19 protein-coding genes and 1 riboswitch are annotated in these 20,106 nt (G+C 41.7%); of the genes, 5 read left to right on the top strand and 14 right to left on the bottom strand.

Annotated features, from left to right (window positions below):
- Positions 1-42: 42 nt before the first annotated feature.
- The 5 genes from BK049_RS12100 to BK049_RS12080 all read right to left on the bottom strand — a co-directional run bounded on the left by BK049_RS12100 (position 43) and on the right by BK049_RS12080 (position 5,609).
- Positions 43-1,797 (bottom strand): HAMP domain-containing sensor histidine kinase, encoded by a 1,755-nt coding sequence (locus BK049_RS12100; RefSeq protein WP_008356582.1) that lies wholly within the window; start codon positions 1,795-1,797, stop codon positions 43-45.
- 3 nt (positions 1,798-1,800) lie between these two features.
- Positions 1,801-2,523, bottom strand: coding sequence for a response regulator transcription factor (locus BK049_RS12095; protein ID WP_008356581.1), 723 nt, complete (start codon positions 2,521-2,523; stop codon positions 1,801-1,803).
- A gap of 173 nt (positions 2,524-2,696) precedes the next feature.
- Complete coding sequence (locus BK049_RS12090; RefSeq protein ID WP_071168622.1) at positions 2,697-3,512, bottom strand: ABC transporter ATP-binding protein; 816 nt, start codon at positions 3,510-3,512, stop codon at positions 2,697-2,699.
- Between the two features lie 21 nt (positions 3,513-3,533).
- Positions 3,534-4,556 carry a FecCD family ABC transporter permease gene (locus BK049_RS12085; protein WP_008356577.1) on the bottom strand — a complete coding sequence of 341 codons (1,023 nt, stop codon included), beginning with the start codon at positions 4,554-4,556 and terminating at the stop codon, positions 3,534-3,536.
- Positions 4,557-5,609: a FecCD family ABC transporter permease gene (locus BK049_RS12080; RefSeq protein WP_008356576.1), complete on the bottom strand. Its 1,053-nt coding sequence runs from the start codon at positions 5,607-5,609 to the stop codon at positions 4,557-4,559. It abuts the gene before it with no gap.
- 259 nt (positions 5,610-5,868) lie between these two features.
- On the opposite strand from BK049_RS12080, the gene BK049_RS12075 reads away from it, so the two are divergent.
- Positions 5,869-6,807 (top strand): iron-hydroxamate ABC transporter substrate-binding protein, encoded by a 939-nt coding sequence (locus tag BK049_RS12075; RefSeq protein ID WP_071168621.1) that lies wholly within the window; start codon positions 5,869-5,871, stop codon positions 6,805-6,807.
- A 39-nt stretch (positions 6,808-6,846) separates the two neighbouring features.
- Here BK049_RS12075 and BK049_RS12070 read toward each other — a convergent pair whose 3' ends face one another.
- From BK049_RS12070 to BK049_RS12060, 3 genes are all read right to left on the bottom strand, one after another.
- Positions 6,847-8,256: an amino acid permease gene (locus BK049_RS12070; RefSeq protein WP_008356574.1), complete on the bottom strand. Its 1,410-nt coding sequence runs from the start codon at positions 8,254-8,256 to the stop codon at positions 6,847-6,849.
- A gap of 192 nt (positions 8,257-8,448) precedes the next feature.
- Positions 8,449-8,627, bottom strand: a riboswitch (Lysine riboswitch).
- A gap of 322 nt (positions 8,628-8,949) precedes the next feature.
- Entirely contained in the window at positions 8,950-9,093 is a 144-nt protein-coding gene (gene sspJ / locus BK049_RS12065; RefSeq protein WP_008347117.1) for a small acid-soluble spore protein SspJ, read from the bottom strand.
- A gap of 82 nt (positions 9,094-9,175) precedes the next feature.
- Positions 9,176-9,604, bottom strand: coding sequence for a MarR family winged helix-turn-helix transcriptional regulator (locus BK049_RS12060; protein ID WP_008361625.1), 429 nt, complete (start codon positions 9,602-9,604; stop codon positions 9,176-9,178).
- A 170-nt stretch (positions 9,605-9,774) separates the two neighbouring features.
- On the opposite strand from BK049_RS12060, the gene BK049_RS12050 reads away from it, so the two are divergent.
- From BK049_RS12050 to modB, 4 genes are all read left to right on the top strand, one after another.
- Complete coding sequence (locus BK049_RS12050; protein ID WP_008361622.1) at positions 9,775-10,266, top strand: metal-dependent hydrolase; 492 nt, start codon at positions 9,775-9,777, stop codon at positions 10,264-10,266.
- A gap of 125 nt (positions 10,267-10,391) precedes the next feature.
- A complete protein-coding gene (locus BK049_RS12045; protein ID WP_008361620.1) occupies positions 10,392-12,242 on the top strand; it encodes an LTA synthase family protein in 1,851 nt (616 codons plus the stop codon).
- 116 nt (positions 12,243-12,358) lie between these two features.
- Entirely contained in the window at positions 12,359-13,141 is a 783-nt protein-coding gene (gene modA / locus BK049_RS12040; RefSeq protein WP_071168619.1) for a molybdate ABC transporter substrate-binding protein, read from the top strand.
- Complete coding sequence (gene modB / locus BK049_RS12035) at positions 13,141-13,806, top strand: molybdate ABC transporter permease subunit (RefSeq protein ID WP_071168618.1); 666 nt, start codon at positions 13,141-13,143, stop codon at positions 13,804-13,806. The genes modA and modB overlap by 1 nt, the downstream gene beginning before the upstream one ends.
- Positions 13,807-13,844: 38 nt before the next feature.
- Here modB and BK049_RS12030 read toward each other — a convergent pair whose 3' ends face one another.
- The 6 genes from BK049_RS12030 to BK049_RS12005 form a co-directional block, all read right to left on the bottom strand.
- Positions 13,845-14,690 (bottom strand): aldo/keto reductase, encoded by an 846-nt coding sequence (locus BK049_RS12030; protein WP_008361606.1) that lies wholly within the window; start codon positions 14,688-14,690, stop codon positions 13,845-13,847.
- A gap of 68 nt (positions 14,691-14,758) precedes the next feature.
- Positions 14,759-15,628: an ROK family protein gene (locus BK049_RS12025; RefSeq protein WP_008361604.1), complete on the bottom strand. Its 870-nt coding sequence runs from the start codon at positions 15,626-15,628 to the stop codon at positions 14,759-14,761.
- 63 nt (positions 15,629-15,691) lie between these two features.
- Positions 15,692-17,707: a Na+/H+ antiporter gene (locus tag BK049_RS12020; protein WP_008361603.1), complete on the bottom strand. Its 2,016-nt coding sequence runs from the start codon at positions 17,705-17,707 to the stop codon at positions 15,692-15,694.
- 317 nt (positions 17,708-18,024) lie between these two features.
- A complete protein-coding gene (locus BK049_RS12015) occupies positions 18,025-18,636 on the bottom strand; it encodes a trimeric intracellular cation channel family protein (RefSeq protein ID WP_008361601.1) in 612 nt (203 codons plus the stop codon).
- A gap of 353 nt (positions 18,637-18,989) precedes the next feature.
- Complete coding sequence (locus BK049_RS12010; RefSeq protein WP_071168617.1) at positions 18,990-19,403, bottom strand: disulfide oxidoreductase; 414 nt, start codon at positions 19,401-19,403, stop codon at positions 18,990-18,992.
- On the bottom strand, positions 19,400-20,089 hold the full coding sequence (locus BK049_RS12005; protein ID WP_071168616.1) for a DsbA family protein: 690 nt from the start codon (positions 20,087-20,089) through the stop codon (positions 19,400-19,402). The genes BK049_RS12010 and BK049_RS12005 overlap by 4 nt, the downstream gene beginning before the upstream one ends.
- Positions 20,090-20,106 lie beyond the last annotated feature (17 nt).

Genomic DNA, 20,106 nt, shown 5'->3' with positions numbered 1-20,106 from the left:
AGAAAAAAACGATCTTCTTTAGAAAAGAAAATCGTTTTTTGGCTATTTTACAGATGGTGGTTTTTTAAGGATAATCGCAATAGTTGTTCCTTTACCTGGTTCACTTTCAACTAGAATATCACCGTCGTGCAGCAGGACCAGCTCTTTTGCAATCGCCAGCCCTAATCCTGTTCCATTCGTTGGATCATTCGTATTTGTTCCTCTATAGTAACGATTAAATAAGTGATCAACCGTTTCTTGCGCCATTCCGCGTCCGTTATCTTTCATTTCGATCCGAACTTCTTCATTTGTTTCAGATAGCACAGCTATAATATGAGTACCTTTTTGGTTATGCTTAACGGCATTTGCCAGCAGGTTCTCAATGACTCGTCGAAACCAAGCTTTATCAATTTCAAACGTGACACCCTCTGTTCGATCTTCAAAAGATGACGGATAATCTTCAGAAAATGAGCTTCTTGAAAACTCGTCCATAATGGATGCTAAAAATTGACCAAGATCGACAGGTTTTCGATTAATAGGCAATGCACCATTTTTCAACCGATACGTGAGATTTAAATCCTCAATCAAGGTCGACATGTATTCTGATTTCTCACGAATGACTTGTCCCATTTCCATGACTTCTTCCTTGGACCATTGGTATTGATCTGATTCAAGCATCAAACCATAGCCATAAATCGTACTAAGAGGCGTTTTCAAATCATGAGACAGCCCTGCAATCCATTCTTCCCTTGTGGTTTGAATTTTTCTTCGGTTTGCTTCATTCTCTTTTAACGTATTTGTGAGCTGATCCATTGCTTTTAGAATATCCTCAAACAGCCGGTACTCCCGCTTAATACGGCCTTTTTTATTTTTACTAACTGGGATGCCCTTTCTGTTTGTTGGCTCCTGCAATTTATTTCTTGATAGGAAAATCAGCCAGCGAATAATGTGATAGATCGGCAGTCCGTAGCGATACGAGTACCATAATGTCATCACAACAATAATCGTGAGTGCAAGACCTGCAATCAAGAACGTTGTATATTGGTTTAATGCCTCTGTCTCTTTATCATAAAGCTCATCTGGGCTGTATACTTTGTTTGGCACCGAAACAATCATATACAGACCCTTATTCACTTTGATGTAAGACAGGTCACTTCTAAACTCCCAAGGCTTTGATTGATACTTGAGCAGTTCAACATCCGTTACATTATTTTTCAAATCACTTTTCGCTCGAATGCCTTTTAAATATTTTCCTTCTTCATTAAACAGGTGCACCGATCCATTCATTCTTTTCAAAAATTCTTTCGTTTCAACTGAATATTGAGATAGTGCAGCCAGGTTTTTCTCGTGCTTCTTAAGATAATTGGCTACCTTTGTACTGTTCGTCTTAAATCCATATAATACTATAAAGCTTTCTTGATCAATCTCAATTGGCCAGAAGTACATCTTATAATCTTTAAATTGTCTTTTTTCAAAGATCTTGATCATTTCATCCTTTTCATAGGATGTTGGAATGTTTTTAGGGAGGTGATAGCTATAGACGTTGTGTTTTTTTGAATCAATTACTTGTAGCCAGCCGTCCCGTTTTTTTACTGCTTGTTTGAGCTGATCATCGGCTTCCATTTTTCCATCCTCGTTAAAATAGAGCCAGCTCATGAGTGTATCTCCATCTGCCTTTGTTAAACCGGTTTCAGTCATATTCTCATAGTGTTTCTTATAATAAAGATTTTCAGAGAATGTATTTCCAATCAGCAAAATGGCAATGACAATAAACATTTGCCCGACAAAGTGAAAGAAAAGTTTTGTTCGTAAATTCATAAACTAATGAAGAACCTTCACAGGCTGCGGAATGAATTTATAGCCCATACCACGAATCGTCACAATATATTCGGGATGACTTGGATCTAATTCTATCTTTTCTCTCAGCTTTCGGATATGAACCATGACGGTGTTGTTATCACCATACGATGGTACGCCCCATACTTTCTCATAGATTTGATCTTTTGAAAGTACCACATTCGGATGATCACAAAAATACTTCAACAAGGACAAAAGCTGAGCAGAGCATGCCGTCACCTCTCCTCTTACTTTCAATTCAGCTGCATGAGGATGATAGGAGAAATGGGCATATTCATATTGGCTTTGAGCCTCTTCCTGCTCCTCCTGTAAGGAGATATATGTTCGGTTTAAGTGCGCCTTAATTCTTGCCACTAGCTCTAGCGGATTAAAAGGCTTTGTGATGTAATCATCTGCACCTTGTGCAAATCCAGTCAATTTATCTACATCAGACGTTCTAGCTGTTAAATAGAAAATGGGTGATTTCGTATATTTCCTTATTTCAGGCAAAACATCAAAGCCAGACTTACCGGGCATCATCACATCTAGAAGTAAAAGGTGAATGTCCTCGTTCTTCACAATATCTAATGCTTCATCTGCATGGTAGGCTTTATAAATATGTTGAAATCCTTCTTTTTTTAATACGCGTTCAACCATTTTTACAATTGCTTCTTCGTCATCTGCAATCAATATTTTTGCTGTTTCCACGCATCTCTTTCCTTTCTAGCTATGATCTCTAACCGTATATTACCATTGTCTAAAGTAAAAAAATACCTCTTTTCTGCATAAAAGCGAAAAAAGATCGACTTGAAAAAAAGCAGCACCATATTTTCAGAAGACGAAAAAAACCCGGTATCCCTACCGAGTTTTTTGTCCACCTATTACCCGTTCACAGCTTCTAGCTTTCTTTCATGATTCATTAAATCATATGTTAAACAAATCGGCTTATTCGTTCTAGGATCAAGAACGATTTCTGCATCAATGTGGAACACCTGACTAAGTACCTCTTTGGTCATGACCTCATGAGGCGTACCGTCTTTAATGACTTTCCCTTGATTGAGGGCAATCATGTAATGTGAAAAGCGCGCTGCATGATTCAGGTCATGAATCACCATCAGTACGGTTCGTCCCTGCTCTTTATTTAAGCGTTCTAATAACTGAAGAATTTCGAGCTGATGAGCAAGATCCAAATACGTCGTTGGTTCGTCTAATAGTAGCAGCTCTGTTTCCTGAGCGAGCGCCATTGCAATCCATACACGCTGACGCTGTCCACCAGATAGTGCTTCAATTGGACGGTCATGAAAGGCAATCATCCCCGTCTCCTCAAGCGCCCATCTGATGATTCGTTTATCCTCATTCGTTAGACGTCCAAATCCATTTTGATGCGGAAAACGCCCATATGATACAAGCTCATAGACTGTCAGCCCACTTGGTGCTTCAGGAGTCTGCGGTAAAATCGCCATTTGTTTTGAAATTTCTTTTGTTGGCGTTTGATGGATGGCCTGACCATTTAAGTAAACAGCGCCTTGATGGGATTTCATGATACGGGACATGGTTTTTAAAATCGTTGATTTGCCGCACCCATTCGGTCCAATTAATGTGGTCACCTTTCCTTTTGGGATACTGATATTTAGATCGTCGACAATCAAACGGTCATGATAGCCAATACAAAGCTTTTCTGTTTCGAGTGATTTCATCTGTTGTACTCTCCTTCCTCATTAGTTTGTTTTCATCAATAAGTAAATGAAGTACGGTGCGCCTAAAGCAGAAACGACAAGTCCTACTGGCACCTCTGATGGAGCAAGTATGACGCGGCCAAGTGTATCTGCGAGTAATAATAGTAGTGCGCCGATCATAGCGGAAGCTGGTATCATTCCTTGATGCTTCGGTCCAACAAGCTTTCTCGCAAGGTGTGGTGCGGCTAATCCTAAGAAAGAAATACTGCCTGCCACAGCGACACTTGCACCTGCTAATGCTACTGCAATCAGCATGAGAAAACTTCTTTCTTTATGAACGGAAATCCCTAAGCCATAGGACAATTGATCACCTAAATTCATGATATTTAAGTAGCGTGCCCTTACAAGCGCTAATACTAAGAAAATCAGCATCCATGGCAGCACAGACAGGACATACGTCCAGCTTGAGCCCCAAATGCTTCCCGACAGCCACACAATGGCTTGGTTAAAATCATTTGGGTTCATTTTTAATTGAATCACTACAATGGCTGCTGAAAATGCAGCATTGACACCAATCCCAGTTAAAATCAATCGAACAGGTGTGATCCCCTTTTTCCACGCCAGCACATAAATGAGAAATGCAGCAAAGCCTGCACCTGCAAAAGCGAAAAGCGGCAATACAAATATCGTGAAATCACCTAAGTTCGACATCGAGCCTTGAAATGCAAAAATAAACAAAACAACTGCAAAGCCTGCACCCGCATTTACACCTAGAATGCCGGGATCAGCTAAACCGTTTTGAGAAACGCCTTGCCAGATGGCACCTGATACAGCGATAGAAGCGCCAACAAGTAAAGCAATGACCATCCTTGGAAGTCTAAACTCGAATAGCACTAGCTCATCCATTTCACTACCGAATCCAAAAAATGTTTTTAATGTATCCATCGGAGAAATCCGAATTTCTCCGGTATTTAAACTGATCAGGAACACAGCCATGATCGCTAAAAAGATCATAAGCATCGTTCGTTTGTATTTCTTTCTCTTTGCTTGCTGTACCATTTCCATTTAAATTCCGCTCCTTTCACGTCTAGCCAAATATAAGAAGAAAGGAACGCCTATAATGGCTGTAATGGCACCAACTGGCGTTTCAAAAGGAGCATTGACCAGCCTTGCAGCAATATCTGCATAAATGAGCAAAACAGCTCCTAAAATAGCTGAGCATGGGATAATCCAGCGATAGTCCACTCCGACCAAGAATCGAGTAACATGAGGAATCACCAGCCCGATAAAGCCAATAGAACCGGCAACTGACACAGCAGCACCTGTTAAAAGAATCACGACCAATATTCCAAGTACCTTGACAGTTCGCGTATACTGTCCAAGTCCTTTGGCCAATTCATCACCTAAGCTCAGAACAGTAATCGAGCGGGCAAGAATCATCGCGATAATTAGCCCTGCAACCGCAACTGGAATGATGATCTTAATATTGCTCCAATTCACACCAGCCACGCCGCCAGCGTACCAAAAGCTCATATCTTGGGCGACGTCAAAGCGGATGGCAATCGCTGAGGAGATGGAGCTTAAAAGTGCTCCAACAGCCGTACCAGCTAGTGCGAGCTTCACAGGAGTCAGTCCCCCTTTTGAAAGAGTCCCAACACCAAATACAATAGAAGCACCAAGTGCCGCACCTACAAATGACCAAAGAATTAATGTGAAAGAAGATTGGCCTGGGAAAAAAGCAAACGCAATGGCAATCGCAAATGCTGATCCATTTGTCACACCCATGATTTCAGGAGACGCAAGCGCATTTCTTGTCATGCCTTGCATAATGGCACCCGATACGGCTAAAAAGGCACCGACGAGTGCTGCCCCAACTGTACGCGGCAGCCTTAATTCCCGAATGATTTGATGTGAAGTTTGTTGTGGATCAAAATAAAAGACGGCTTCCCATACGGTGTGTAAATGAATGTTTGCCGCTCCTAACGATACTGATAAAAAAAGACCAAATGCTAAAGCAATGATTCCTATGATGACAACAACTGCTGTTCCAAAGGGCTTCGTGACAATATCGATTGCATCGTCTTTGGCTGGCAGCTGTTTATTCGATTGTGAGCCCAAAACCAGTCTCTTCCTTTCCATTCATATCTATTTCTTATTACTGATAATGATTATCAATCTCGAAGTCTAGTATATCACTTTCTTTTCTTTTTGAAATCATTGTTCTGATAATTTTCTTTATTTTCACCAAAAAACCGGGAGAATTTCACCATTTTCATTTCGGTCCTAAAATAGACGATGCATTTTTGCTTCCATCATGTTACGATATAATCGAAATTGAGAATCATTATCAAAAACAACTGAATAGGAGAGAACTTTTGTGAATAAACGAACTGGACTTCTTTTGATTTCCTTCATCACCCTTATGCTTTTTACCGCTGCTTGCGGCAGCACTTCAAATAAAGAATCTGGCGCCAAAAAAGATGCCACGATCACCTATCAAGATGTAAAGGGTGAGGTCGAACTCCCCCAAAATCCGAAGCGAATTGTGCTTCTTGCAGAAAGCTACTACGGGGACCTCGTAACACTTGGCAAAACCCCAATTGCTGCAACTGCGCCCATCTTTAAAAACCCTTTCTATAAAGGAAAAACGGATGGGGTTCAAAATCTAGGGAAAGCCCCCTCTGTTGAGAAGGTAGCCGCACTTAAGCCGGATATGATTATTGCTTGGGATGAAGATCAGAAATTTGACCAATACAAAAAAATTGCACCAACCGTCGCAATTAAATACAATCAATATTCTTTTAAGGATCAACTAAAAGAATTCGGTAAAATGACAGGCACATCAAAAAAAGCTGCAGATTGGATCACAAAATGGGATGCCAAAATTGCAGAAGTGAAACCAAAGGTAACAAAAGCTGTTGGAAACAAAACAGTATCCATCGTATCACCATTTGATAAAGGCATTTATATTTTCGGAAACACCTTTGCACGCGGCGGGGAAATTATTTATGACGAGTTGAAATTAAAAGCACCGAAGGCCGTCCAAAAAGAAGCCATCGACAGCGGTGTCGGTTATGCAAACATTTCTCTTGAGAAACTTCCAGAGTTTGCAGGCGACTATATTTTCACCAGTCCGTGGAGCGGCTCAAAAAGTAATGGTGAGCAGGTATATAAAAGCAGCATCTGGGCATCACTTCCTGCTGTCCAAAACAAACGCGTATTCGAAACTGATCCGATCGGTTACTTCTTTAATGACCCTGTATCACTGGAAGGTCAGCTTGAATTTATTGTGGATCGATTAACATCAGCATCATAAAAAAAAAGACGTTTCTCCAACAGCGGAGAAACGTCTTGCTTATTCTGCTTCTTTAGCAAATTTCTTTGACATGAATGGATACAGCAAAATCCCTACTAAGAAGAGACCAATTCCAAGACCAAATGTTTTCAAATCAGCTGTTCCTGAAATAATGACCCAAGCTGAATACCCCATAGCAGCAAGCGCGATGATCCCGTCTCTTGCTCGATTGCCTTTTTGGAGATCATATGTGTCGCCTTGCATAATGACCTTAAAGCTGTAGATCGACGACACGATATACGGAATGAGATACGCAAGTGTCGCTGATGTTGTTAAGAAGGTAAAAGCTTCATTGATCGTACGTGACATGACTGAAAAAATAAACAGCTGTGACATGATATTTGTGACAGTCAAAGCGAAGGCAGGGCTTCCCTTTTTGTTTGTTTTTGCAAATACCGCTGGGAAATCGCCAGCCTTTGCTGCTTGATACGGTACTTCAGAGCCTAGTAAAATCCAGCCAAGCATCGAACCAAATAAACAAATGATTGCAAGAAGTGCCATGACAATCCCGCCAGCTGGCCCAATAATCAGCTGAAGTACATCTACGAATGGTTTGTCTGAGCCTTGCAATTGATCATGCGGCAAGACGCCCATCGTAATCAGCGTAATAATCATGTAGATAGACAGTGCAATTAAAAGTCCTGTAATCGTCGCACGTTTGACATCACGCTGCGAGGACGCTCTTCCTGATAAAATCACAGCAGATTCGATGCCGATAAATGCCCAAAGCGTGGAAATAGCCGCATGGTGAATTTGGCCTCCAAGTCCGAGCACTCCTTCTCCATCTGATGCTGCAACAGGGAAGTAATAATGTTCAAATAATGCGGTTTGGAATGCGAATAAGCCCGCTACAATAAAAAGCACAAATCCAAGCACCTTTGAAAAGGTCGTAATAAAATTAAGTTTACTTGCTGCACTTAAACTTGTGATTAAAATGGTATGAGTTCCCCATAGAAGGATGGTACATACGATAAAAGTCATGAGCTGACCAAGTGTGATCGCTTCTTTCCCAAAGGTCAAAATTTCCGTCTTAACGGTTAGAATAGGGAAAAAGGTTGTTAAATACCCGGCAAGACTTGTAATGATGGCGACATTACTAATCCAGCTCGCTACCCAGTAGCCCCAAACCATTGTAAAACCGGCTGCTTTTCCTTTTTTCGGGTCTTTAAAAAGCGCTCTCGCATAGCTTTGTGGCCCAGCTGTCAGCTGCGGCTTATGGATGGACAAATGTCCAAATACAAATGCAATCATCAGCACACCGCCACCTGTGACAAGCCAAGCCATCGTCACGCCTAAAGGACTTGCGTGCTGGGCAAGTGTACTTGGCAGCATAAAGATGCCTGACCCTACCATATTTCCGACGACAAAAGCCGTCAATAACCAAAAACCCCATTTTTTTGTCTGTTCCATTTTCGTACCTCCGTTATATTCACTTCGGACCAGACCCGGCAGTATCTTCATTGATATATTTGTGAAGCAATGACTCGCATTCTTTATGTTCATGTGGGGTCACTTGTTGTGCAGTATCCCCTTTTCTTAGACAATCAGAACATAAAAAAAAGCCTGAACAAAAGTCCATGCTTTTCAAAACATACACCTTGATCTCCGGATAGCCCTCCACGCTTCAAAGACGTGGCAGTCCTGCATTTATTCAATGCAGACCCAGCATAAAGAAAGTTGGAGCTTTCTCTACACTTCGGCGCTGATGCCTTTTTTCTCATGATCTACGATTCCATCTCTCCCATGAGTGACTCATCATCCGCGCAACCTCTACCTCACTGAGACATAGCGTGAGGATTTCTATTCATTTTTTACTACACGAAGGTTATCAAACATTCTCACATCTGTCAAAGGGAAAATCATAGAAAAAAGGCAGAGAAGCTTTTCTCTGCCCCAGATTGTTGGACAAAGGGCTAAAATGATCTTTATTTTAGCCCTTTGTCTTCTTTTCAGCGTGAACTGAAAACCTTTGCAGTCTAGGAAGGACGAGTACCGGAGCGGAGCGAATTTGACATTCGTGAGCACCGTCACGCAGGACTGACAAAGAATGCGAGGGTTTGTCTACACGCTGGGCAGAGAAGCGTTTCTCTGCCCTTTACATGCTTATTGATGATTGTTTTTCTTCTTTTGTACAGCTTCCTGAAGCGGATCGCCTGCTAGTTCTTTACTAGCTTCTTCTAACAGCTGATCTACCTGCTGATGGTCTTTCTCACTTTTCGCCTTTTTATCCTTTTGGAAAAATGACATCGCTGCTTCCCCCCTTTTTATAAAATGCCTTTGCCTGTTTAATTTGCGCTACAGCACTCAGCATTATACAAGGGGAGAAGGCTCATTCATCATGAAAGGTCTTTCTCATTTTTTGCAAATAAGCTAGAAATGTCTTTAAGTCTTCCTCTGTGAAGTCTGACATCATATGCTGAACCACTCTTCCAAAAAGACGTGTATGCTTTTCGTAAATAGCCAGCCCTTTTTCTGTGGCTTCTAACCGTACAAGCGATTGGTCCGCCTTGTCCCGCTCTCTCTGAATATAGCCTTGCTCACATAATTTATTGAGTGCAATCGAGGCGGCACCTGGGTTTAGAGAAAGTCTTTGTTTTAGCTCTTCGGCATGTGATACTTTGCCTTGTATCAAAATAGAAAGAGCATATATCTGCGGAGGCGTGATGTCTTTTTCTAACTCAAGTAACTTGCGGTTTAGTTTACGGCTGACTTCATAATGTACAAGAACAATTTCTTTTAAAATGTCTGCATTACTCATCCGAATCGCATCCTTATCGTTAGTGTCAACATGATTTCCTTCTTATTATAGAATGTTTTTCCAATCAGCCAACTATTTTGTCCTTTTTTCTTTAGAAATAGGTCTTGCTGAATGAATTCACCCTTGATATAGTGAGTACTTGAACAAAAAACAGAACAGGAGTACGCATCATGACAGGAAAAACACATATCATGGGCGGAATTGCCGCCTCCACAGCCGTCGCCTACTATTATGGATTTGACCCGGTCACTATGGCAGCTGCTGGATCAGCAGGCGCCCTCATCCCAGATCTTTGTCATACGAAAAGTAAGATCGGCAGGAAGTTCCCCCTGCTCTCCACACTGATTAGCAGTGTGTTCGGCCACCGCACGTTTACACACAGTTTATTATTTCTGCTGATCATTTATTTTATTGCGACAACATACATTCCAAATGACAGCCTAAGTACCGGGTTGCTAGTTGGGATGGCGAGCCATCTCATCCTCGATGCAGGAACAGTGAACGGCATTAAATTTTTGTTCCCAGCGACCATTAAAGTACGTCTTCCCTTTTATGTCAAAACAGGCAGCCCCGGGGAACAAGTCGTACTAGCTGCTCTGACCATTGTCACCTGCTATTACATCGCCGTCATTTGCGGAATATCTATCCCATTGCAGTTCTAGGAGAAGAAAAAAAGAGTTTTGCAAAAAAGACAAGATATGAATTGATCATTCCTCATTTTTTTAGTAGTTTTAAGATAAGTGTTTTTGGCTTGCAGCTGAATACAGAATGGTGAGGAGCTACATAAATGAAAGCGTTCTTCAAAAATCACTGGTTTTTAGTGTACTCCATCCTCTTTATGTGGATGAAAACATACATCATTTATCAATTCGGATTTCATATAAGAACGGCCAATTTGTTTCACGAATGGCTGCTTTTGATCAATCCACTCAGCTTTTTGCTCCCTTTGTTTGGGATTGCTCTTTTTTTAAATGAAACGAAACAAAAGGTTTTTTTATTGACCGCAAATTTTATTCTCACAGCGATCTTGATATCAAATACGATCTTTTACGGTTTTTATATTGATTTCATTACCATTCCCGTTTTATTTCAAGCAAAGAACATGGGAGATATGGGCAGCAGTATGACTGAATTGTTCCACCCGCTGTTTGTGCTGATGCTGATTGATTTCTTGGTACTGGCATGGCTCTTAAAGCGTAAGCCGTTATCACCAAAAGCGTCATCCAAGACGATCAAAACATATTATGTGGTGTGCTGCAGCTTTCTATTGTTCCATGTCAGCTCAGCCCTGATGGACCACCCTCGATTTCTGACAAGCTCTTATGATCGAGAAGTCATCGTACGAAACCTTGGGCTGTTTCAATTCCATCTGTATGACGGCGTGGCCCAAACGGCGCGTATTGGACAAAAAGCCTTTGCTGACGAAGATACACTTTCAACAGTAGCAAACTACACAAAGGCAGATTACAGTGCACCAAACAAGGACTACTTTGGACTTGCTAAAGGCAAAAACGTCGTGTTCATTTCACTTGAATCAACGCAGCAATTTGTCATGGACCAAAAGGTGAATGGACAATACATCACGCCATTTTTAAATCAACTTGCCAAAAAGAGCTTTTATTTTGACGAATTTTATCAGCAAACAGAGCAAGGCAAGACGTCAGACTCAGAATTTATCGTCGCAAACTCCCTCTATCCGTCCAGCAGTGGCGCTGTCTTTTTCACAGCGAGTGACAACGAATATGACACACTGTACAAGCAATTGAAAAAAGAGAACTATCAATCCGTCCAATTTCATGCGAATAATAAAACGTTTTGGAATCGTGATGTGATGTATGAATCTCTCGGAATTGACCGCTTTTATGATGTCGATTCCTATGATGTCAATGAGGGAAATTCGACTGGCTGGGGATTAAAGGATATCGACTTTTTTGAACAATCCATTGATTATTTAAAAAAGCTGAAAACTCCTTATTACAGCACGTTCATTACGTTGACCAATCACTTTCCATTTGAAATTGATCCACAGGACCAGTTCATTGACGAATATGATTCGTCTAGCGCCATTTTAAACCGCTATGTGACGACCGTCCGCTATCAAGACGAAGCCATCAAAAGATTTTTTGACCGCATGAAAGAAGAAGGTCTGTATGAAAATACAATGTTTGTTCTCATGGGCGATCACTATGGCATTTCAGAAGCACATCATGAAGCAATGGCTGAACTGCTGAAGCAGGATGAAATCACACCGTTTGATGCTGTTAAACTACAGCGGGTGCCTTTTTTGATTTACATTCCGGGTGTGACAGATCAAGCCCCTCAGACCATATCTGAAACAGCCGGTCAAATAGACGTAAAACCGACACTCCTTCATTTACTCGGCATTGAATCAAAGGATGCCATTCAATTTGGAAATGATCTCTTTTCAAATGAACGGACGCCTTTCGCTGTGCTGAGAAATGGCAACTTTATTACGGATGACTATCTTTATACAAAGAATACTTGCTATGACCAAAAAACCAAACTTCCGATTGAACAAGATGAATTGTGTCAGCCTTATATAGAAAAAGCCAATAAAGAGCTGTCTCTATCAGATAAAGTGATTAACGGAAATTTACTGCGTTTTTATCAACATTAGAAGCTGCTGCTCGGCAGCTTTTTTTTGTTTCTTTTTGAAAGAAACCCTATGAATGGTCAGATTAGTTTGATTATAATAAAAGGTAAACATGATTTTGAATCATAAGAGGTGTGAGCATGAAGTATTTATTCTTAACCTTCGTCACGGTTTGTTTACTCCTGACTGGGTGTCAAACGGAGACGAAGTCATCGTCATCAGTTAATAGCAAAAAGACAGAGCTTGTCATTTCAGCAGCTGCAAGCTTGCAGGATGCATTAAAAGAGATTGAATCCGCATATGTAGATGATCATCCAAATGTGACATTATCGAATAATTTCGGATCATCAGGCGCACTGAAACAGCAAATCGCTCAAGGAGCAAAAGCGGACCTTTTCTTCTCAGCAGCTGAGGAGCCCTTCGATGAACTTGTTCAATCAGGAGACATCGATCAGGATCATATCAAGGATGCCATACAAAATGAGCTTGTTCTTATCGTGCCAAAAGAAAGCACTTCTTCTATCAAAACCTTTCGGGACATTCAGCACGTAAAAGGAAAGATTGCACTTGGAACACCTGAATCTGTTCCTGCTGGTACATACGCAAAAGAGATTTTCACAAAGTTGAATATATGGGATCAAGTGAAAAAGAACACGGTTTATGGCAAGGATGTACGTCAAGTTTTAAGCTATGTCGAAACAGGAAATGTGGAGGCTGGTGTCGTGTATAAGACGGACGCCCTCGTTTCTAAAAAAGTGAAAATTGTAGATGAGGCAAATCAGGACATGCATTCCCCCATCATTTATCCTGTTGGTATCGTAAAAGAGACAGAACATCTAGAGGAAGCGAAAGCATTTTTCCAATATCTCCAATCAGATACAGCCGCATCCATTTTTAAAAAGTACGGCTTTCAAGTGAAATAATGCCGATGCTGACCGAAGATTTTCTTTCTCCTATATGGCTGTCTGTTCAAGTGGCTATTGTCAGCGGGCTATTTGCAGTAGTTTTTGGAACTACCATTGGCTTTTGGATGGCGCGAACATCTTTCAAGGGAAAAATGTTCGTGGAAACGTTCCTCATGATGCCCCTTGTCCTCCCGCCAACGGTCGTGGGATTTCTGCTGCTCGTCGTGTTTGGGAAACATAGCGTAATTGGACATGCGATTGAATGGATTTTCCATCAGCCTGTCATCTTCACATGGTGGGCAGCGGTCATTGCCTCGACGGTTGTCGCATTTCCGCTCATGTATCAATCGGCGAAAGCTGGGTTTTCTACGATTGAGTCGGACATTGAAGGTGCTGCAAAAGTAGATGGCGCTCATTCATTCCAAGTCTTTGCCTATATCACCGTTCCACTCGCACTGCCTTCTCTGCTCTCTGGTGCAGTCCTAAGCTTTGCTAGAGCTCTTGGAGAATTCGGGGCAACCTTAATGTTTGCCGGCAACATCCCTGGGAAAACGCAAACACTCCCAACAGCCATCTATGTGGCGATTGATTCTGGACGAATGGAACTTGCATGGACCTGGACGATTTGTATTGTGATCCTGTCATTTATCATGCTGCTGGCCGTGCCTAGAAGCATGACATAAAAAATCCCCTTTCTCAAAAGAGAAAGAGGATTTTTTATTTATTCAAACCCAACCGTCATCGTCTCTGGATTAGACCCGACGCGTTCGTTATTATTTAATGCATTGATTTTTTCCATATCTTCCTGAGAAAGCTCGAAGTCAAAGATGTCGGCATTTTGTTTAATGCGTTCTTCATTGATTGATTTAGGAATGGTGACGACACCGCTTTGTAGATCCCATCGTAAGATCACTTGAGCAACAGATTTGTTGTAGCGAGCGGCAATTTCCTTCAATACGTCATGATCTAACAGCTTCCCTTGCATTAGTGGAGACCATGCTTCAATTTGAATGCCTTTTTCTTTTGCATATTGTCGTAATTCTACAAGTGTCAGTTTTGGATGAAACTCAACTTGGTTCACCGCTGGAACAACCTCCGCATCTTTTAACAGCTCTTCTAAATGCTGTACGTAGAAGTTGCTGACACCAATCGCTCTTACTTTTCCATCTTTATAAAGCTTCTCGAGCGCACGCCATGTTTCTTTAAACGTCTCTGCCTTTGGACCAGGCCAATGAATCAAATAGAGGTCTAAGTAATCAAGACCAAGCCGGTTTAAGCTTGCATCGAATGCAGCTAGTGCCTTGTCATAGCCTTGATCGGTGTTCCATACTTTTGACGTAATAAATAATTCTTCTCTTTTCACGCCAGATTCTTTAATGGCTTTTCCTACACCTGTCTCATTTTTATAAACGGCAGCCGTATCAATGCTGCGATAACCGTTTCGTATGGCTGCTTTTACGGCATCAACCACTTGGTTGCCGTCCTCCACTTTGAATACACCTAAACCAAACCATGGCATTTCTACTCCGTTATTTAGTGTTACGGTATCATTCAAGCTTTTGACCATGTTAACAACCACCTTTTCATAGATTCCATCTTTTTCATTATCTCATGTTGCGTTTGAAAACTCTATTATCAGGCGTTTCTCTTCGCTTCAATCGCTAACAGCAAAGCACCTGTCATACCTGCCTTGTCCTCAAGTCCAGGAGAGACAATGTATGTATCAAGCGGCGGCATATCGACATAATCATTGACATACGCAGCCAGCTTCTCTCGAATGAGCGGAAATAACTGCTTTTGCTTCATGACGCCTCCACCCATAATGATGCGCTCTGGGCTTAAAATGAGCGTGTATTGCATCAATGCCTGCGCCAAATAATCTGCTTCAAGTGACCAAACCGCTTCTTCCTGAGTAAGCTCTTTAGCCGGCTTTCCCCATCTTGCCTCAATAGCTGGCCCAGCTGCCAGTCCTTCTAAGCAAGTACCATGCGCCGGGCAGACACCTGCAAACTGGTCTGATTCATGCTGCCTGACAAGGATATGGCCCATTTCTGGATGCGAATGACCATGAAGAAGCTCATTTTTCACAACAGCCCCAGCACCAATACCGGTGCCGACTGTGATGTACATACAGCTGCTCAGCCCTTTGGCTGCCCCTTTTGTCAGTTCACCTAATGCTGCGGCATTGACATCTGTCGTAAAGGACACCGGTACGCCTAATTGTTTCTCCAGCTCAGGTATGAACGGGTAATGCTTCCATTCAACTTTCGGCGTATTCATGATGTACCCGTAAGAAGGATCGTCTTTCTGGACACCAATCGGTCCAAAGGAACCGACACCTAATGCTGCAATTTCATATTGTTGAAAAAACGGAATAAGGGTTTGGACGGTTTTTTCCGGGTGCTCTGTTGGAATCGTCCATTCCTCTATGATGTCCCCATGCTCATTGCCAATGGCACAGCAAAACTTTGTCCCCCCAGCCTCAATAGCTCCGTAATACGTCATCCTGCATCTCCCCCTGCTTGTCTCTTTTTTTCATCATAAAACATAGGGGAGAAGATGACAACATCATGTATTGGTCAATAGGACTGCTTCCATGTCATTGATATACTCTCTTAAATGATGGGCAATATCACGATTGATTTCGCCATCTTCATATAAAGTTTGAATTTCATTACGAATGGTCTGTACCGCTTGGAAGTTGAGCTCTTTTTTCTTACGGTCAAAGGCGCGATCCTTTTGCTGAAAGAAAGAAGGCCCATGTTCACAGCGGAAAATCACTTGATTGTAAAAACCAATGACTTGGTGACACGTTTGGCGATTGTCTTCGGTCATGTGTTGCTTGATGGAATCTACAGCAGCTTCTGCGGTTTGCTTACGGATTTGTTTATACGATTCCTCGTTTTCTAAAATGCCGCTTGAAATATGCTGTTGGGGCCGCCATAATTGGAGCCATTGAAGCAAGCGTAAAAACTTCACTTTTGAGAAACGAATTTTAAAGGAGTTGGAATACAGCATTTCCAGCTCATGAAATCTCTCTTGAAGCTCATAGGCTTCTTCTTTGTCAATTTTCTCTTCCTCAATGAGCTGCTGAAGCTTCATTTGCTCGGCTTTAATGCCGTGCAGCCTGATTTTTCGCTCTTGTTTTCTCATTCCGAACTGATACGGTTCCCTCTGTATATTTCTTAGCTTCATTCGGAAATCATTGATGAGTGCAAGTGACACCTCTCGATTGTCCTCATTCATGCCTTCTTTTAAGGTTTTAATGGCACTTCTCAGCAGCTTCCGTTTCACGTGCTGAATCTTTGTATCTAAGTCTACATCGACTTGCTTATCTTTTTTCTCAGATAAAATAGGCAGGAGCACGCTAGCTAAAATGAGTGTACATAAAATCACGCCTGCTGCGAGGAAAATAATCAAATGCCGCTCAGGAAAGGGTGAACCGTCTGCAAGCGTAAACGGAATGGAGAAAGCACCCGCTAATGTGACAGCACCACGAACACCAGAGAATGTCATCAGCATGGAAGCACGCAGCTTCGGCTTTTTCACATTCTTCTTTTTCGCTACACTCCAGTTACCTGCCCAGAACAGCCATACCCATAAAAATCTTAGAACCATCAAACAGAGTGTAATGATTAAAATGTAGCTGATGACCTGCATATTATTAAAAGCTTCATCCTGGAAAATGACGGTGGACACATCAGGAATCTGTAATCCGAGTAAAACGAAAACAAGGCCGTTTAAAATAAATAAAATAATATTCCATGTGTTGGAAGAAGCAATTTGCAGTTTTGCTAAATTCGCTTCCATTCGATCTTGCTCAATGGCATGTGTCACACCACCCGCCACTACCGCTAAAATGCCGGATACACCCATTTCTTCTGCGGCTAAATAAATCACAAATGGCGTCAGGATTTGCAGGATGATGTGCATAGTGACATCGTCCATACCTAAACGGCGGAGGAAATAGCGGAAACGAATGATAAAAAAGGATAGAATAAATCCAGTCAATAAACCGCCAGCAGCAATAAGAACAAAGCTAAAGGATGCCTCAGCAATTGAAAATGCTCCAGTAACCGTTGCAGCAATGGCAAATTTAAAGGCAACAAGTCCTGATGCATCGTTCATCAGTCCTTCGCCTTCCAGCAACCTCATAATCCCTTTTGGCATATTCACACGGCTGGATAAGGCACTCACTGCGACCACATCTGTTGGTGAAAGGATCGCCGCAAGCGCAAATGCAGCTGGAAGCGGAATGCTTGGTATCATCCAATGAATGGTATACCCTGCTACAACCACTGTTGCAAACACTAAACCAAGTGCTAAGAGAAGAATAGGAGCTCTTAATTTCCAAAGCTCATCTCTTGGGGTACGCTTCCCATCATTAAATAACAGCGGCGCAATGAATAAAACGAAAAACAGCTCAGGATTTAAAGAAATATGTAAACCTGAAGGAAAAGCTGCGACCAATATCCCTAAGCCCACTTGGATTAACGGAACTGGAATAAAGGGCAGAAAACGATTGATAATATTAGATGATGCAATGAGTGCTAATAGTACAAGCACCGCCAGAAAAATCTCCACTAGTACATGTCCCTCCTGTTTCATTTTTTCCGTCATGTTTTGCTTACATGCAAAGATGTGTTCATTTCTTTTCGATCCATTCGTCCGATCACAGATTGCTTTTTTAGTATCCCGCAAAAAGTGAAACCAACACATGACAATCCATCTAGGCAAAAAAAGACTGAATGCAGATATTCAGCCAAATGACAAAATTTTTCATTACATGTAATGTTCCAATGATGAATAAAGAATCTGCTTTTATTTTACACGAAAACAGTGTAATCTGCTGACATCCAGCTCGAATAAAACAAAAAAAGAGCGAAATCGCCGCTCTCTTTTTACCCTTTATTTAAAAAATAAGACCTAGCGGGAAGCCGCCATTTGAATAAGTATGAACAAACCCTGCATGTAACGAGGATGAGAAACAGCAGATACAGGCTGATCTCCCCTTGGGCTAAACCAAGTCCTACAAATAAGCCGCCAAGCGCCGCCCATACGGCATAAATCTCTGCTTTTAGAACGAGCGGTTTACGACCTGCCAGAAGATCACGCACAATCCCGCCGCCGCTACCAGTCAAAATGGCTGCCACAATGACCGCACTAAGCGGGAGCTCTCTTTGTACAGCAAATAAAGCACCCTGTATCGCAAAGGCAGCTAAACCGATCGCATCCGAGAAATTCCCCCAAGTACTCCAATGCTTAAGCAAGAGCTTTGGAAATAAAAACACAATCGTAATCGACACAAGGGCAATGGTAAACATCTTGCCCTGTGACCATAAAGCCGAGACTGGTAGGCCGATTAATAAATTACGAATCGCTCCCCCGCCAAATGCTGTCACAATCCCTAAAATGTACACACCAAGAATATCGTATTCTTCCTCCATTGCCACAATCGCACCGCTAATGGCGAATGCCACAATGCCAATCATACTTAAGACTTCCCATGCCATTTTCCGCTTATCTCCTTACCTTTGTCTGATCATCTAACACTCTCCCCTTAATGTATATCTGACAAAGGTGAAAAGCAATACAAATTTTCTTTAAATTTTATCTTTTTGCGAAAATAAAAAATCACCTGCTCGAAAGCAGGTGATTCCAGATTGTTGACAAAGGGCTAAAATGTTGTTGATTTTAGCCCTTTGTCTTCTTTTCAGCGTGACATGAAAACCTTTGCAGTCTAGGAAGGACGAGTACTGGCGCGGAGCGAATTTGACATTCGTGAGCACCAGCACGCAGGACTGACACCGAATGCGAGGGTTTGTCTACACGCTGAAATCACCTGCTCGAAAGCAGGTGATTCCACTCAATCTTCTTTTGCATTTAAAAGTAGCATACTGATGATGATGAGAATAAATGCAATAAGTGCTAATAAAGGAATCGTGATAAAGCCAAACCAATTGAGATAATCAAAGGAACAAGGAATCCCGCTCAAACAAGGGCGGATGGATGCAAAGCCAGGTATCTTTTGTTCCATATAATGATAGATGGAAAAACAAGCACCAATGACCGCCAATGGAAGGACGTAATATTTCACTTTGACATCGCCCCTGAAAGTCGCAATGCCAAGTAAAAGGACGAGCGGATACATAAAAATGCGCTGAAACCAGCACAAATCACATGGGATAAACTTTTTCACTTCACTTAAATACAGGCTGCTCATCGTCGCTACAATAGAGACGATCCAAGCGCTGTATAAGTAAATCAGCTTATTCTTCATGACTTTTTCCCTTTAAGCTCTTGATCTATTAATTCCTTGATTTCATCATAGTCATAAAAGTTTTGAACTTGTTTATTGTTAATGTAAATGGTTGGTGTTGCATTTACTTTGTATTGATTCACCAGCTCATTGTCTGTGCTCAGCTGAGGTTGATACGTTTTCTTCGATAAATTGTCTTTCAGCTTGTCCGTATCAATTTTGGTTGTCTTTTTCGCCAATTGAATGAGTTTTGCGGGTGTTACCCATTCCGCTTCACTATCTGGCTGTGCTTTGTAGACAGCCTCATGAAATGCCCAGAAATTTTTTGGGTCTTCTTTCCACACTTCTTCAGAAGCAAGTGCTGCTAACACTGCACCGTCTCCATGAACAGGGAGTGGTAAGTTAATAAATGAGAAGGTTACATCGCCTTTATCTATGTAGTCTGCTTTCAGTTTTGGGAAAATGTCTGTTTCAAATAATTTACATGATGGACATTTGTAGTCCCCAAACTCGACAATTTGCACTTTTGCCTTTTTATCTCCCATGACAGGCTGTCCTTTAATAGACGGCTTACTGTCGACTGTTTGTGCTTCTTGGCTGTTGTTGTTGCCGCCAATAACAACGAAAATACCGATGAGAAGAGCTGCAATGATGGTTAGAATAACAGCAAACTTGATGGATGAAGATTGATTATTTTTTTTACTCACAAAAGCACCTACCTTAT

It is taken from the genome of Bacillus xiamenensis, from assembly GCF_001857925.1.
GTDB lineage: Bacteria > Bacillota > Bacilli > Bacillales > Bacillaceae > Bacillus > Bacillus xiamenensis.
Note: the sequence above shows the minus strand (reverse complement) of the source record. Positions and strands in the feature narration are given on the sequence as shown.